13 protein-coding genes and 1 pseudogene are annotated in these 15,687 nt (G+C 39.3%); 8 read left to right on the top strand and 6 right to left on the bottom strand.

Annotated elements, in window-relative coordinates; genetic code table 11:
- Positions 1–1,413 carry an amidohydrolase gene (locus AC1DCY_RS21695; RefSeq protein WP_477353471.1) on the top strand — a complete coding sequence of 471 codons (1,413 nt, stop codon included), beginning with the start codon at positions 1–3 and terminating at the stop codon, positions 1,411–1,413.
- A gap of 153 nt (positions 1,414–1,566) precedes the next feature.
- On the opposite strand, the gene AC1DCY_RS21690 is transcribed toward AC1DCY_RS21695, so the two are convergent.
- The 6 genes from AC1DCY_RS21690 to AC1DCY_RS21665 form a co-directional block, all read right to left on the bottom strand.
- The gene (locus AC1DCY_RS21690; RefSeq protein ID WP_477353470.1) at positions 1,567–2,010 is read right to left on the bottom strand and encodes a MarR family winged helix-turn-helix transcriptional regulator; all 444 of its coding nucleotides are present in this window, start codon (positions 2,008–2,010) and stop codon (positions 1,567–1,569) included.
- Positions 2,011–2,033: 23 nt separating this feature from the next.
- Positions 2,034–2,438 carry a transcriptional regulator Spx gene (gene spx, locus AC1DCY_RS21685; protein ID WP_053484570.1) on the bottom strand — a complete coding sequence of 135 codons (405 nt, stop codon included), beginning with the start codon at positions 2,436–2,438 and terminating at the stop codon, positions 2,034–2,036.
- A gap of 391 nt (positions 2,439–2,829) precedes the next feature.
- Positions 2,830–3,102, bottom strand: coding sequence for a hypothetical protein (locus tag AC1DCY_RS21680; protein ID WP_477353469.1), 273 nt, complete (start codon positions 3,100–3,102; stop codon positions 2,830–2,832).
- A gap of 100 nt (positions 3,103–3,202) precedes the next feature.
- Complete coding sequence (locus tag AC1DCY_RS21675; protein ID WP_477353468.1) at positions 3,203–4,768, bottom strand: ABC-F family ATP-binding cassette domain-containing protein; 1,566 nt, start codon at positions 4,766–4,768, stop codon at positions 3,203–3,205.
- Positions 4,769–4,822: 54 nt separating this feature from the next.
- A complete protein-coding gene (locus AC1DCY_RS21670) occupies positions 4,823–5,008 on the bottom strand; it encodes an SE1832 family protein (RefSeq protein WP_049667890.1) in 186 nt (61 codons plus the stop codon).
- Positions 5,009–5,332: 324 nt separating this feature from the next.
- Positions 5,333–6,379, bottom strand: a complete 1,047-nt coding sequence (locus tag AC1DCY_RS21665) for a PseG/SpsG family protein (RefSeq protein WP_477353467.1) — start codon at positions 6,377–6,379, stop codon at positions 5,333–5,335.
- Between the two features lie 262 nt (positions 6,380–6,641).
- Between AC1DCY_RS21665 and AC1DCY_RS21660 the strand changes: the two genes are divergently transcribed.
- The 7 genes and pseudogenes from AC1DCY_RS21660 to AC1DCY_RS21630 all read left to right on the top strand — a co-directional run bounded on the left by AC1DCY_RS21660 (position 6,642) and on the right by AC1DCY_RS21630 (position 15,678).
- Entirely contained in the window at positions 6,642–7,487 is an 846-nt protein-coding gene (locus AC1DCY_RS21660; protein ID WP_477353466.1) for an NAD(P)H-binding protein, read from the top strand.
- A 403-nt stretch (positions 7,488–7,890) separates the two neighbouring features.
- Positions 7,891–8,445, top strand: coding sequence for an NADPH-dependent FMN reductase (locus tag AC1DCY_RS21655; RefSeq protein WP_049667893.1), 555 nt, complete (start codon positions 7,891–7,893; stop codon positions 8,443–8,445).
- Between the two features lie 197 nt (positions 8,446–8,642).
- A complete protein-coding gene (locus AC1DCY_RS21650) occupies positions 8,643–12,425 on the top strand; it encodes a DEAD/DEAH box helicase (RefSeq protein ID WP_477353465.1) in 3,783 nt (1,260 codons plus the stop codon).
- Position 12,426: 1 nt separating this feature from the next.
- Positions 12,427–13,188, top strand: a complete 762-nt coding sequence (locus tag AC1DCY_RS21645) for a hypothetical protein (RefSeq protein WP_477353464.1) — start codon at positions 12,427–12,429, stop codon at positions 13,186–13,188.
- A 360-nt stretch (positions 13,189–13,548) separates the two neighbouring features.
- Positions 13,549–13,854, top strand: coding sequence for a hypothetical protein (locus AC1DCY_RS21640; protein ID WP_477353463.1), 306 nt, complete (start codon positions 13,549–13,551; stop codon positions 13,852–13,854).
- Between the two features lie 114 nt (positions 13,855–13,968).
- A pseudogene (locus AC1DCY_RS21635) lies at positions 13,969–15,040 on the top strand (glycosyltransferase family 2 protein).
- A 437-nt stretch (positions 15,041–15,477) separates the two neighbouring features.
- The gene (locus AC1DCY_RS21630) at positions 15,478–15,678 is read left to right on the top strand and encodes a hypothetical protein (RefSeq protein ID WP_477353462.1); all 201 of its coding nucleotides are present in this window, start codon (positions 15,478–15,480) and stop codon (positions 15,676–15,678) included.
- Positions 15,679–15,687: the final 9 nt, after the last annotated feature.

Raw genomic sequence — 15,687 nt, 5'->3', positions numbered from 1 at the left:
ATGAAACAGCAATTATTTGATTGGATGCAATTATATGAAGAAACTTTCAGTCATATGGCAAAGCAAATTTGGGACAATCCTCAGCTAGGCTATGAAGAAACATTTGCGTCTTCACTGCAACAGGAATTCCTAAAAAAAGAAGGGTTTGAAATTGTTACGCCGATTGATGGCGTACATACAGCATTTTACGCACAGTGGGGTAGTGGTAGTCCAATTATTGGGTTTCTAGGAGAATTTGATGCACTTCCTGGATTATCACAGCACGTTAGTTCACTATACTCGCCAGTGGAGGAGGGGGCACCTGGTCATGGTTGTGGTCACAATTTATTAGGAACGGCTGGTGTAGAAGCTGTAGTTGCCTTAAAAGAAGCGATGACGCTTAACAATTTACAAGGGACGATTCGCTATTATGGATGCCCAGCAGAGGAATTGTTATCTGGAAAATCGTATATGGCACGGGCCGGTGTTTTTGATGATTTAGATGTTGTTTATACGTGGCATCCATGGACGTTTAACGTGACAGCGAACTTCTCTATGCAAGCACTTACTGCCATTGAATTTTATTTTTCAGGTCGCACTGCACATGCTGCTAGCGCGCCACATCTAGGGAGAAGTGCGCTTGATGCTGTTGAATTAACAAATGTCGGAGCCAATTATTTACGTGAGCATGTGCCAGACGGTTCTCGTATTCATTATCAAATTACTAATGGTGGCTTAGCTCCAAATATTGTTCCAGATAAAGCAAGTGTCTATTATTACCTACGTGGAGCAAATCGTGATGCTGTCAAAGATTTAGAACGCAGACTCATTAAGGTGGCAAAAGGGGCAGCGATGATGACCGAAACAGAATTGCATTGGGAGCTGAAGGCAGGGTGTTACGATACATTACCGAATCTCACATTAAATGAGCAAATGCGGGCGCAATGGAACGAGCTACCGCCATTATCCTTTACAGAGGATGAGCACACTTTTGCAAAATCGCTACAGGCTTCATTAGATCCTTCTGTTCTTGCAGGTACCGCCCAACAATCTTTTGTACCAAATGAAATAAGTAATGAGGTATTGCCGGAGAGGGTATTTCATATTCCACAAACTTTTCGCCAATCCATGCAAGGTTCTAGCGATTTAGGGGATGTTTCGTGGATTGCGCCACTTGGTCAAGTATTTACAACTTGTGCTCCATATGGCGTCCAAGTGCATACTTGGCAAGCAACTGCAGCTTTTGGATCTTCACTTGGCATGAAAGGGATGCATTATGCGGCAAAAGCGATGGCAGGAGCTGCACTTGATTCCTTACTAGATCCAGATGTTATTAAAAAAGCGAAGGCGGAATTTACGAATTTAAGAGCTGGAAAACAGTATGAATGTGGCATTCCGGAAGACGTGAAAGCGCCAAACACAGTTATAGGATAATGGATGTAAGAAAGAGCGAATAAACGGACTAACGAAGACAGGGATGTGTTATGTACACAGGGGTGGGGGAGTTACCGTAAACTCGCCCAAAAAGAAAAACACCGTAAAAAGTTAGATGCATGTCTAACTTTTTACGGTGTGAAAATGAAGCTTTTACTCATGTCGATTAGGTTCAACGTTGAGTAATTTTGCAAAAATATCACGTAATGTTTGTACTTCATCGGCAGACAGCATACCAAACATATTGTGTATAAGTTCGCTAACTTGCTGACGGGAATCTTCTAAAATATCTTCGCCATCAGCTGTAATTTTCAATTGGGATGCTCGTCGATCTGTTGCATGCTGTGTTTTTTCAATAAAGCCAGCATTAATGAGCTTACTTGTTAAAACAGTGACACCACCTGTCGTCACTTTTAACCGATCAGCAATGGCAGAAGGGCGCTTTGGTCCCTCCTGCGATAAATAGTCTAAAATTAAAATATGGGATTTTGAAAAGCCGAGTACATTATGATTATTCCACTCGTTTGCCCACTTACGCTCAATGGAAGATACTACTTCAAACAACGAGGTAATGGCTCTTTCTTTTTCTTGATCCATATAAGGTCAACTCCAAAACTGTTTTAACTTTCTTGTGCCAATCTTGTCATCGCGTTTAACTCATAAGCACGTACTCTGCGTGGAATAAAACGGCGAATGTCCATCTCATTGTACCCAACTTGAATACGTTTTTCATCAATTAAGATTGGGCTTCGTAACATTCTTGGGTGAGCTTGGATGATGGCAAACAACTCTTGAATAGAGAGCTGATCAATATCAACATTTAAGTTTTTAAAATCATTTGAGTTAGTTGCAATAATTTCGTCTGTTCCATCTTCTGTCATGCTTAAAATTTCTTTAAATTCAGCAAGTGTTAGTGGATGTGACGTAATACGTTTTTCTTTATATTCGATTTTGTGATCTTTTAACCATTTTAATGCTTTTCTGGATGAAGAACAGCTCGCTTGTGAATAAATTGTAACTGTCATTCTTCATTCCCCGCTTTCTTTTTTAGGATTATATTTAATATATATCTTATTAGTAAGTTAATTAGGTTATACATATATCTTACTAGTAAGCTATATATAAATCAATAGTTATTTGAAAAATTTTAAACAGAAGTGAATATTTTTTTCTACACTAAAATATACGCATAGAAGAGAGAAAAGTTTCACAAATTCAGCTTACAATGATGTAAGTTTATTCAATATTAATAATAGAAGATTATAGACTAAATAGAGCTGTTCTAATATAGAGAGAAATAGTCTGATTTAAACGAGATAGATATATTGTTAATCCACTGATTATTAATATGATTTAATGCAGGCTTTTATGCATAGATAAATAAATTTTTATTTGAGGTCGAGAAGAGAGTTGCTTTCAAAAGCTTGGATAGGTCAAGGAACTGCTCAGGTAGGTCAGAGAACTGATCGAGTTGGACAAGGAACTGATCGGGTAGACGAAGAAACCGATCAGGTAGGTCAGGAAACTGATCGGGTTGGCCAAGAAACTGATCGGGTAGACCAAGAAACTGATCGGGTAGACCAAGAAACTGATCGGGTAGGCCAAGAAACTGATCAGGTAGACGAAGAAACTGCTCGGGTAGGCCAGGGAACTGCTCAGGTAGACCAAAAAACCACTCATGTAGCTCATAGAACCGCCAAATTGATACTACCCACACTCAAGGCACAAAAAAAGGCAGCCCCGAGTGATTCATGAATCACATCGGTAACTGCCCATATTGATATTATTTTTAGTTTTGTTGTCCTGAAGTAAACCAGTCTTGGACATTCCAAACTTTTGTTGCTAAACCTTCATAGAAATCAGGTTCATGGCTTACTAGTACGATTGTGCCTTTAAATTCTTTCATGGCACGTTTTAGCTCATCTTTTGCATCGACATCCAAGTGGTTTGTTGGTTCGTCAAATAGAAGCCAGTTTGCTTCATCCATCATGAGCTTACATAAACGAACCTTTGCTTGCTCACCACCAGATAAAGAATTAAGTGGGCGAGTAATATGCTCCGTTTTTAGTCCTGCACGTGCTAATGCTGCACGTACTTGTGCTTGCTCCATAGAAGGGAAGGCATTCCATACATCATCAATAGGCGTAATTTTTTCAGCTTTTACTTCTTGTTCGAAGTAAGATGGGTAAAGATAGTCACCACGAATTACTTTTCCATCTAGCGGATTTATTTTGCCTAACATTGTTTTTAATAATGTTGATTTACCGACACCGTTCATACCGACTAGGGCAATTTTTTCTCCACGTTCAATCTCAAATGTAAGTGGGGGAAGTAACGGCTTGTCCTTGTCGTAGCCAATGACTAAGTTTTCAGCCTCTACTACATAACGACTTGAAGAACGTGCCTCTTTAAAGCCGAATTCAGGTTTTACAGCTGTTTCAGGACGATCGATACGCTCTAAACGGTCAAGCTGTTTAGCGCGAGATTTTGCACGACCAGTAGTTGAGTAGCGAGCTTTATTTTTCGCGATAAAATCTTCTTGTTTTTTAATGAATTCCTGTTGTTTTTCATAAGCATCGATATGCTGGCGTTTATTGATTTCAGCAAGCTCTAAAAACTTTTCATATGTCGCTGTATAGCGAGTTAGTTTTGAAAATTCTAGTTGGAAGATAACATCCACCGTGTTGTTCATAAACTCGGTATCGTGCGAAATTAATAAGAAAGCGTGTGGATAGTTCTTTAAATAGTTTTTCAACCATGTAATATGCTCTTCATCAAGATAGTTTGTCGGCTCATCTAGTAATAATACTTTTGGTTTTTCAAGTAATAGCTTAGCTAGTAAAACCTTTGTACGTTGACCACCGGAAAGGGCAGCAACATCACGTTCTAAGCCAATTGCATCAAGACCAAGACCGCGTGCAACCTCTTCAATTTTCATATCAAGAGAATAGAAATCCCCTGCATCCAGAGCATCTTGCACCTCAGCCATTTGCTCTAGTAAAACTTCTAATTCTTCAGGTGTTGCTTCAGCCATTTTTCCTGTTATTTCATTAAGCTCTTCTTCTTTTTTATATAAAGGAAGAAAGGCGTCACGTAATGCATCACGCATAGTTCGACCAGCTGTCAATACCGTGTGCTGATCTAAATAGCCGTAATGTGTTCCTGGAAGCCATTCAACTTTACCAGTATCGTGGATTGCTTGGCCCGTAATGATGCCCATTAATGTTGACTTACCAACACCGTTTGCACCTACAAGACCAATATGATCACCTTCAACTAGGCGAAAAGAGACATCTTTAAAAAGTGTGCGGTCACCGAAAGAATGACCTAAATTTTCAACTGTTAATATTGCCATATATGTTCCTCCGAGATAGCGGCCTCAGCTTTTTTATGACCGCTAATATCATTTTTATAGTTCAGCCAATTGTTTATTTAATTCCGCTAGCGTTGCTTCCATATTTGCAAGGCGTTGCTCTGCTTTTGCTACTTGATCATTATGACCTGTAGATTCAAGCTTTTCGATGTCGCCCTGTAAATTCATATAATCCATTTTTAGCTCTCTAATTTGATATTCAATATCACTTTTTGATGGCATGATGATTACTCCTTTATGTGTTTATTTGTATAATGAATGCGTATCAATTATGCCTCGGCATAATTGCGTCCGGAATCGGCTTTGTGCTGGCACAAAGAACTCCTTTTCGATTTCGTGACATCCGCCGGAGGCTTTAACTTCTTTCAGCGGGTACTCAAATACCCGCTGAAAGAAGTTAAAGCGATGGAGGTTTTTTTATCCCCCACCGCTTATTAGTTACTATCAATCGGGTACTTATGTTGCTTGAATTCACTTCTTAAAATGAAAGATAAGCGAAAGTGAAAAATTCTTTTATATTGTATCATATCCACCTTCAAAGAATCACTAAGTAGAAGCGATATTATGTCGATCGTAAGCGAAATCTAAAAGCAAGGACTGTAGAGCTTCATTGTTACTTATTAGATTGAGCTGTCGTTGTTTTTTAACAGCTCGTTCGCTTCGGGCCTCATGTAATAAAAATTCCATGACAGCGTTTTGAATTTGTGATTGCTTCATTTTGCGACCTAGTCCAAGGTGAATAAAGCCGTTCTGTTCGCGAGGGAAGGCATGTAATAGCTCAGCCTCAGTTTGTGCAAGAGTAATACAAGGTACACCATAAGAGGCAATTTTATAAGGTGTATAGTTAGCATTACAAATAATAACATCTGCTTTTGGTAATAGTTTTAGGAGTGCGTTTTTATCACGAAGAATAGCTGTGTTTCTACGACTAAGCACCATCATTTGCAAATCATCTGTTGCGTGTCGATAGCTATCATCAATCATCACTGTAATTTGTAGTGGAATTTGTAGCTGCGTTAAGTGTCGAAGAGTACGGTAGGTTAAGTTATGCTCGTCCCCATCCTCAAAAGCAACAACAATATGAGGTGGGTTTTCAGGCATTTTACTGTCTGGTCTATCATCAAAATTCTGAAAAGCTTGCGGTAATGCGAAGTTGAAACTACCGCCAATATAATGAGATGGTAAATAATCTTTAACTTCTTGATAGAGTGCTAGCAATACACAGTCACAGGCTTGGCCACCCTCACCCAAATCATCAAAATGAATGATTGTTTTGCAGAACGGTCGTAAATTTTGTACTTGCCAGCTTTCAGAGTTACGGCCATCTCTTACAATTAAATCAGGCTGAATACCTTTCATTTGCTTTGGTAGCTCATCGAAATGTTCAAATAAGATTGGCGAGAGATTTTCATTCATTAAAATTTGAATCCCATCATTTGAAGGGGTCTTTACAAATATGAAAACTTTTTCATTTGTAAGTAGCTTTGCCAGCGTTGCCACCCGTTCAAAAGGATACAGCCCTTTATCGATGCAGCTTTCAATAATGAAAACAATCGTCTTTTTTAGTTCCGTTGTTTGAATTTCGTTTTGCAAATGTATCCCATCCTTTCATCCGTCTATTTAAACTATGGTGAATGATGGGCAAGTATGTGTAAAAAATTAGGATTAATAAATCAATTTCGCCGAGGCATAATTGATAAAAAACTAAAATTAAATGAGTAAGAGCTCTTTCTTTGACCGATAAATAAAGTAGAGTTTGCAAGAAGATATATAGGATTGTTACAGTTTTTCAGCAAATCTTTTGTTCCGGCAGTGAAACTTCTGGAGCAAATGAGCATAGAAGGGGGTACAACCAATGGGAATGCGCGCAGCGATTGTTGTAGGGGCTACTGGATTAACAGGTACTTCTCTTGTAGAACAATTATGTGAAAATGATGAATATGTTTCAGTTACGGTTATTGCACGAAGAGCGCTAGCATTTACGCATCCAAAGCTAGAAGTGAAAATTCGTAATTTTGATACTTTAGAGGAAAAAGATATCGAATTTGCACATGAGCTTTATTGTTGTTTAGGAACAACTATTAAAAAGGCGGGATCTCGTGAGGAATTTGAGAAAGTTGATTTTGAATATCCGCTAACGATTGCCTCATTGGCAAAAAATCGAGGAATCCCACATATGCTAGTCATTACAGCAATGGGGGCGAATGAAAGTTCACCCTTTTACTATAATCGAGTAAAAGGAAAGCTTGAACATGACCTTATGGAGCTAGGTTTACAGAGACTTTCAATTATTCGTCCATCTTTACTGGTTGGCGATAGAGAGGAATTTCGCTTAGGTGAAAGGGCGGGAGAGAAAGCTTTAAAGCTTATAAAGCCGTTATTAGTTGGGCCATTAAAGCGTTCAAGAGCTATAGAAGCTTCCCAGGTTGCCAAGGCGATGATCGTTATTGCGCTGTACGGCGATAAACAGCCAGTTACAATTTATCCTTCTCAGGAATTGGTTAAGTTAGATTTCCCTGAAACACAGGATGATGATGTCTCAAGGGAGCAATTATTTAATTGGGATAAACGCAAATTATCGGGTGCTAGCGATGAAGGAGATAAAGTAAATCGTGAAGTCGTTATTAATCGAGATAAATATAAAATAGAGGAAACGGTTGTAGATAAAGAAGTAAAATTCCAACGTCGTGAGGATAAATAAAGGTCCATCATCATAACGTGGAGTTGATTTCCGTTCCGGCTGGGCGCTTTCCTGGGGGCGTCCGATGAGCCGCTTCACTCGCGTTGCTCGCTGCAGGGTCTCATCTGTGACGCTGATCCCCAAGGAGTCGCCCAGCCTCCACTCCAATCAACTTAATATGTAGGAAAGAAATTAGCCCGTAGCGAAAATCAGCGTCTTCTCAGTGGTAACAAATTCATTTGTGAAAATATTATTTTAATAACAAGTAATCAAAATGCCAAAGTCTCTTCGAAAGCATATTTCTTGTGTAGACTACGTTCCGCCTAAAGACTGAATTTACGGTTTTATCCACTACAATTCTTTCCGTGCCTCTTTTCATTTGTTACAATATTATTGTAGAAATGAATGTGGAGGCAAAGTGAACATGAAAATTTTACTCGTTGATGGCACAATGTTTGGTCGTAAAACCGGTGCTATTTTAGAGCAAGTGGAGCAATATATTAAAGAATTAGATGCAAGTTTCGAGTTAGAAATTATGCATTTTAGTCAATATAAGCATCAAATTGTAGACGGTTCACCGTTAAATGATGACATGAAGGAAATGATTCAAAAGTTCGAGGAAGCGGATGCATATATTATCGCTACACCGATTTTCCAAGCATCGATTCCAGGCGTTTTAAAAAATGCATTTGACTTCTTGCATCCGAAAACAATGCGCTATAAGCCAGTATCGATTGTGGCAAATGGTGGTACGTATCAGCACCATTTAGTAGTAGAAAATCAGTTGAAACCAATTTTAGACTACTTCCGTGCACTTGTAACGCCGAACTATGTATACACACACACATCTCACTTCGATGCAGATAATAATATTGTCGACGAAGATGTTCATAATCGTTTACGTGAATTGGCTCGTGTTTTTGTGCAGTATTGTGAAATGAGCAAAACATTGCCGAAAGAACCGATTGATCAACATTAAAATATAATTTATCCCTTGTGCAGTGGAAAGAAATCACTGTGCAGGGGATTTTTCTTTTTAACTTCTTTCAGCAGGTGTCCAAACACCCGCTGAAAGAAGTTAAAGCCTCCGGACGCAATTATGCCGAGGCATAATTGAAGTATTCTTTTACGATGTGATAAAATATATTTTTAGTGAAACGGAAGGGAGGGCTGCTCATGCAGGACATCGCTATACTAGAAAAACAACGCTGTAGTCTAATATTGACTAATAAGGCGAGGGAAGCAGTAGAGGAATGCTCAGCAAATGAGCATGCCTTTTTTGCCTTACAAAAAACATTCACCGTCTATATCGAAAAGCGCAAAGCAAAAACAGTTGGTGAAACATTTTTATCGATTTATTTTAATGCGGAGCAAAATGAAAAGTTAACCGACGTCCTTGCTGAGAAAACAGCCATTATGGATTGTGTGCTAAAGGTTGAAGGTTTGCTAGCTACAAATATTCGTTTTGTACATATGCGAGGTCCAATCAATACAAACCGACGCTTACCAGCAGCATTACAATTTGTTACAAGACCTAATAATGGAGCAGGGATTCCGCTTGATCTTCATTCAAAAATAAGAGGGCTACCAATAGCCGAGGAGCGCACAGAATATGTGAAAAAGCGTATCTCGAGCTGGGAAGGCTTTTTAAGAATTCAAGAACGTGACGCGACTATTGATGATATTCATACAGAGTTTAAGCAAAGCTATTTTAATGAAGATTTTACTAGGCTGACAATTGTCTGCCCTTATATAAAATCGAAGGAATGGAAGAAGCTTGAAGGGTTAAGTGTGAGCATTCAAGGGGTACGCGGTGAAATTGGACAAGTATTAAAGGCTAATGCAGGGAAGCAGACAATAGAAATTGACTTAAAGCCTTTTGTGCAGGATTTAGCACGTAAAGATCAACTTAACCTCCGTTCAAGGCAAGCAAGCTTTAGTAATTTTGCGACATTGAGCCAAATTAGACGATTACGCAATGGTTTTACAAAGCTTGAAAAAGGCGAGGCAGTTAATCCCAATTTAGAGACAATACTATTTGAAAAACGCCCAACTGTCCGAGCATCAAAGCTTCGAGAGGATATTGTTTTTCACAATAATTTAAACGAATATCAAAGACGGGCTGTTTTAGGCGCATTGTCTGTTGAAGATTTGTATGTGATTCAAGGACCTCCTGGCACAGGGAAGACAACCGTTATTTCTGAAATTTGTCAGCAAAATGTCAAGGCGGGCTTAAAAACACTCGTAGCTTCTCAATCAAATCTAGCCGTGGATAATGCTTTAGGACGACTTCTTTCCAATCAAGAAATTCGAATTTTACGCTATGGTAGAACGGAAAGCATTGAAGAAGAGGGTAAAAAATTTATTGAAGAAAATGTTGCGCTTTATTGGCGTGAGCAAACTCTCACAGCGATCGAAGAGGAAATTACAGCCTTTACAGAACGTGAACAAGAACTAAAATCAAGTATTACCAAGGCTGAGGAAGAGCTAGAAAAGCTGGAGGCATGGCTTGAGGAGCTAACAAAGGAAATTGCTGCAAAAGAACAGGCTGCGATTGACGAGCCAATTTTACAGCAGGAAATACAAACGTTAAAGAAAGAATTAAAGGCTGCAAAAACTGAGCAGCAGGAGAACGAGGCACATAAAGAGCATTACGAAAAACAGCTGGCGCAAATTGAGCCTGCTGTAAAGTCGCTTGAGCAAACCCTTGCTGAAAGCCCATCTATAGAGCAACTAAAGCTTACTATAGAAGAAACTACTCAAAAAATTGAGCAATTGGAAGCTGCTGCTCAATATAAGGAGCTGCAAGAGCAAAAGCAACATCTAGCACTGCAGTTCAAAGATATCCAATCGAAATATGAAGAGGAAAACAATCGTCTTCGATTAATGAAGGAAGCCGAACAATATATTAGTAATTTATCGTCCTATGAGCGAATCCAACGATTTTTACAGCATTATCAAATTCGCCCATCCTATGTGCTGTCACAGCAAATTAGTCGTTTGCAGCATTTAGAGGATGCCAAAGATTTAGAGGCATGGGCAACCATTAATTCACGTTTACAAAAAGCTATCGCAAAGCTTGAATCATTAGTATCTGATGAAGAAAAAGAAAGTGCGCTTGCTAAAAGTAGAGTGCAGTCAGTTCAATCGTTTTCGTTGCAAAATCTAACAGGTGTTTTTGCACAGCTCAATACAGCCTTTCAAGATGATCAAACACCACCTACCGAGCAAATTGAGAGTTTCTTGCTCGGATTATATATGCGCCGTGATTTTGTCTGGCAAAAAGGTGTAGCTCTTAAACAACAACAAGATCATAAAGATCAGGAGTTTGAGTCCTTGCGTAAAGGTATTGGCGGTTTAATACATCAAGAATGCGCGATTACTAGCTTTGACGTTCAAAGCTTACAGCGACAATTGCAGCCATTTTTACAACATACAGAACGACTTCAGCAGCTAGCTGAGGCATTCCAAATTGATGCGGAGCCAGAAGAGTCTGTAGAGCATTTAAAAATGCTTGTGTCACAATCGAAATCTTCTCTTCAAACAGCACGTCAACAGCTTGAGGCAGTAGAGCATGCTAATACACAGCTCCTACCGAAGAAAGCGGCACTTCAAACAGCGCAGACTAGCTTACAAGAGATTGAACAACAGCTAACACAATTAGAAGAAAATATAAAAGAAATTAATATAGCTGGATTGAAGAAGGAGAAGCAGCTCACAGCTTGCACAAAGCTTCTTCAATCAACACCGGAGCGCACTTACGAAGAGGTAGAGGAATCAATTGCATCTTCGAAAACAGCAATTGTGGAATTACAGCGTAAGGAACAGCAGCTACCTCTTCGAAAAAAAATACAAGAGCAATGGCGAGACAAGCTACAAAACGCTACTGAATATGATTTAGATGAAATTCGTAAATTATATGTGCGTCATGCGAATGTTATCGGTACAACATGCGTTGCTTCGGCAAGTAAGGAATTTATGGAGAACTACCCGACATTTGATGTTGTCATTATTGATGAAGTATCAAAGGCGACACCACCAGAGCTATTATTGCCAATGCTTAAAGGTAAGAAAGTTATTTTAGTAGGCGATCATCATCAGCTACCTCCATTACTTGGAGATGATACGTTGGAGGAAACGTTAAAGGCGATGCTCGATGAAAATCCAAACTTTGACGGCGCTCAGGAGTTGAAAAATTTACTGCGTGAATCACTGTTTGAACGCTTATTTAATAATTTACCGCATACTCATAAGCAAATGCTGGCATTACAATACCGAATGCATGAGAAAATTATGCACAGTATTACACCGTTTTACGCGAAAGAGGAAAATGGTCTGCAATGTGGTTTACCAGATTCAGATGCAGCACGAGACCATTGCCTAGAAGGCCAATTTGTTAACCGTGATGATCATTTATTATGGGTTGATATTCCAACTGAAAAACCTTATTTAGAGGAGCAGGTAAAGGGTGGAACGAGTCGTTATAATGAGGGTGAATTACAAACAATTCGTCGAATTTTAATAGATATGAACAAGGCTGTTATTGAAGCTAAAGCAGCTGGGCGCATACCTCAGGATGTACAAAAAAGTGTTGGAGTAATTAGCTTCTATGGGGAGCAAGTAAAGAAAATCAATCGCATTCTGCAACAGGAATTACAGCTACCACATCTTCAATTTAGAACCGGGACAGTCGATAAGTTCCAAGGTATGGAGATGGACGTCATATTAGTTAGTATGGTACGTAATACGCCTAAAGGAGGAGACGTTGGCTTTGCAAGAGATTATCGCCGCTTAAACGTTGCCTTATCTCGTGCACGAGAATTATTACTACTTGTCGGAAGTGCTGAGATGTTTGCCAAACGTGCGAAGCATCCAGATACACGAGAGATGTACAGCAATCTGTTAGAGACAGTAAAATCCTACAACGGCTTGCGTAATCATGAAGGACAGGTGATGTAGATTGTCAAAATTACAGCAGCGCTTAATGCGTGAAATTCAGCAAAATCGAAATATTAAAATCGTCAAAACCGATGAATGGTGCATCCCAATTCGAACAGTAGAAGTGACCTATGAGCCAGTTCGTCGTTCCACTATGGATGTCTTGATGACAATGCTGTTAATGAGCATACAGGAAGCAGATTTCGCAAATGCACAGGAATTGAGTGAGTTATTGCTAGTCGATCCGTTATTTATTGAGGATTTAGTATCGTTAATGTCTCGAGTAAATCTTATTGAGCAAACGGAAAGCTTCTATAGATTAACCTCTAAAGGACAGCAGCAACTGGAACGTGGCATCTTCGAAGAGGAGCTAGATGTAGAAATGGCTAACCTTTACTATAGCCCATGCCATCTTGCATTTCTTGCTGTCGACGAGGACAATATAGAAGAATTCGATGATCTACCAGAGCTATATCGATATGTGGATGAAGAGGCTGAGAAGCAGGAGCAATTCGAAGAAGCGATGTTAATAGAAGCGCTACAGCAAGAGGATGAAGAAAAAGCTGCTGGAGCCGGAGCCTCTCAAAAAATAATTTCAAAAATTGTTGAAACAGACGCTAAACAAATCAATGATATCCCGTGCCTTGAATTTGTCCTTCACGATAAAGAACAAGATATTTTATTCGTTCGTATATGGAACGCACTGTTAAATCAATGGGATTCGCACCTAGAACAACAGCTCACAGAAAAAGAACAACTACAATGGCGTGAACAATACTTATAAGAATGAAACGAACGTGTGCAGCGTTCGTTTTTTTTGTTTTATTATAGTTGAAATTTTTGTGATATTATCCAAAAAAATATATGCTGTGTGAAGCGGTTGATTGGAGTGGAGGCTGGGCGATTCCTTGGGGATCAGCGATAGGGGAACGAAGGCTAAAACCATCACGTCCTGTGATAACGCCTTCGTGACCAACATCGTGTTGGCCCGAGACCCTGGAGCGAGCAGGCAGAGGAACGAAGGCTAAAACCATCACGTCCTGTGATAACGCCTTCGTGACCAACATCGTGTTGGCCCGAGACCCTGGAGCGAGCAGGCAGAGGAACGAAGGCTAAGAGCATCACATCCTGTGATAACGCCTTCGTGACCAACATCGTGTTGGCCCAAGCGGCTCATCGGACGCCCCCAGGAAGCTCTGCTCTGCGCGAAAGCGAAGCGTCAGCGGCAAATGTTTTATCTGTGCGAAAGCGAAGCGGCAGCAACAAATGTTTTATCTGTGCGAAAGCGAAGCGACAGCAACAAATGTTTTATCTGTGCGAAAGCGAAGCGACAGCAACAAATGTTTTATCTGCGCGAAAGCGAAGCGTCAGCGGCAAAGCGCCCAGTCGGAACGGAAATCAACCCCTCGTTATGCCAAAAGCATCTATGTCGATAAAACACAAAAGTTAAGTGATAAATTATAAAAGTTGAGCGATAAATTCAAAAAGTAAGGCAATAAAATGGTAAAAGACCTCGATAAATTTTTAAGCTTGCATATATTATTACAATAAAAGGAGGGGGCAGATGTTTACGATTAGTTTATGTATGATTGTCAAAAATGAAGAATGTACTATTGAAAGATGCCTAGACTCCGTGCAACATTTAGTGGATGAAATCAATATTATTGATACGGGCTCAACTGATCGTACAAAAAATATCGTCCGAAACTATACCTCTCGAATTTTCGACTTTACCTGGTGTGATGACTTTGCCAAAGCTCGTAACTTTTCCTTTCAACAAGCAACAAAAGATTTTATTTTATGGCTCGACGCAGATGATGTGATCACAACAGAACATCAGCAAAAGTTCCTACAACTTAAACAATCGCTTTTTCATCCTAATGTCGATGCTGTTTCCATGGATTATTATGTAACGCTGGATGCTGATGGCTGTAGAATCAAGTGAAAAAAGATTTCGCCTCGTAAAACGTGCACGTAATTTTCAGTGGCAGGGTGCCGTCCATGAGTATTTAGATGTAACCGGCCAGCTCTATCACAGCGATATAGCAGTTACACATTTGCCAAGAAAAAGTGATATTCATCGCAATATTAATATTTATGAGCGTTTAAAGAAAGAAGGGCACCCATTTTCAGCTAGAGAAACATTTCATTACGCAAATGAGCTCAAAATTCATCAGCGGTTTTTAGAAGCAATCAATCACTATAATATTTTCCTGGATTCCACAAAAGGCTCTGCTGATGATCAAATTCAAGCTTGCTTAAATTTAGCGGATTGCTATCAACAGCTACACGATCCAAAACAAGCAACACAAGCTATTTTACAATCATTATTATATGATCGACCAAGACCAGAAACATGCTGTCGAATCGGTCATTTTTTTATGGAGCAATCGAAAAATAAAGAGGCTATTTACTGGTATTCACAAGCATTACAGCAACCTATAGAACAGACAATGGCCATACACAAGCATGCTTTTTCCACATGGCTTCCACATCTACAGCTAAGCTTGTTATACAATCGCTTGCGTCTCTATGAAAATGCATATCAGTATAATGAAGTAGCACGTAAATTTAAGCCAAAAGATCAGCGCATACTAGACAACCGAAAATTCTTGTTAAGTCAGTTAAAGAAGTAAGACCGTCATGGAAAGGGAACATCAATAAAATTTATATATATACCGTAACCAATTAACACCGATATAAAAACGACAATTGTCATACAAATCACATTCCGAGGTCTGAAAGTTCGAGCATCCATTAAATCATCCCCTTTTGATTTTGTGAACATTCTGTTAACTCAACATATGTTTTGAGAGTTTGAGTATGCAGTCCTCTTCGATATTTTTATTTGAAGCATTGAAAAGAAGAGCAAATTCACAATTAACATGAATTTGCTCTTTAAATTAGGCAATTTTCAAATTGCTGCTCTTCAACTCCCATGAAAGAACTTAATCATCTTTCATATTCTGTGGTGTAGCACTGGTTTTGCGCTACATGGATGGCTAACGTGGCAGTTTAGTTTAACAAGAGATGCTATACTATACACATTATTACCAGTAAAGATGGTGAACTAATGGAACAAGTGCTAAAAGAAATGTTGTCTCTGAGTAATCAATATAAAGTTCATATTATTAAGCGTAAGGATGGTCTTTTTACCACAGAGGTATATATGTGGCAGGAAGACTGCGGATATGAGTATTGGAGTCCTATTAAAAAAGGATTGTCTTTGATTGAGACGGAGGAAGGTGCAGTGACGTTAGCCATTGACCATTGACCATTTAAG

Source organism: Lysinibacillus sp. 10T31 (assembly GCF_056394365.1).
This window is presented reverse-complemented; position numbering and strand designations above follow the sequence as displayed.

Excerpts from the sequence above, each read along its gene's own strand:
- AC1DCY_RS21670 (WP_049667890.1), bottom strand. The coding sequence starts at position 5,008 with ATGCCATCAAAAAGTGATATTGAATATCAAATTAGAGAGCTAAAAATG.
- AC1DCY_RS21675 (WP_477353468.1), bottom strand. The coding sequence starts at position 4,768 with ATGGCAATATTAACAGTTGAAAATTTAGGTCATTCTTTCGGTGACCGC.
- AC1DCY_RS21680 (WP_477353469.1), bottom strand. The coding sequence starts at position 3,102 with ATGAGCTACATGAGTGGTTTTTTGGTCTACCTGAGCAGTTCCCTGGCC.
- AC1DCY_RS21655 (WP_049667893.1), top strand. The coding sequence starts at position 7,891 with ATGAAAATTTTACTCGTTGATGGCACAATGTTTGGTCGTAAAACCGGT.
- AC1DCY_RS21650 (WP_477353465.1), top strand. The coding sequence starts at position 8,643 with ATGCAGGACATCGCTATACTAGAAAAACAACGCTGTAGTCTAATATTG.
- AC1DCY_RS21690 (WP_477353470.1), bottom strand. The coding sequence starts at position 2,010 with ATGGATCAAGAAAAAGAAAGAGCCATTACCTCGTTGTTTGAAGTAGTA.
- AC1DCY_RS21630 (WP_477353462.1), top strand. The coding sequence starts at position 15,478 with ATGGAACAAGTGCTAAAAGAAATGTTGTCTCTGAGTAATCAATATAAA.
- AC1DCY_RS21660 (WP_477353466.1), top strand. The coding sequence starts at position 6,642 with ATGGGAATGCGCGCAGCGATTGTTGTAGGGGCTACTGGATTAACAGGT.
- spx (WP_053484570.1), bottom strand. The coding sequence starts at position 2,438 with ATGACAGTTACAATTTATTCACAAGCGAGCTGTTCTTCATCCAGAAAA.
- AC1DCY_RS21695 (WP_477353471.1), top strand. The coding sequence starts at position 1 with ATGAAACAGCAATTATTTGATTGGATGCAATTATATGAAGAAACTTTC.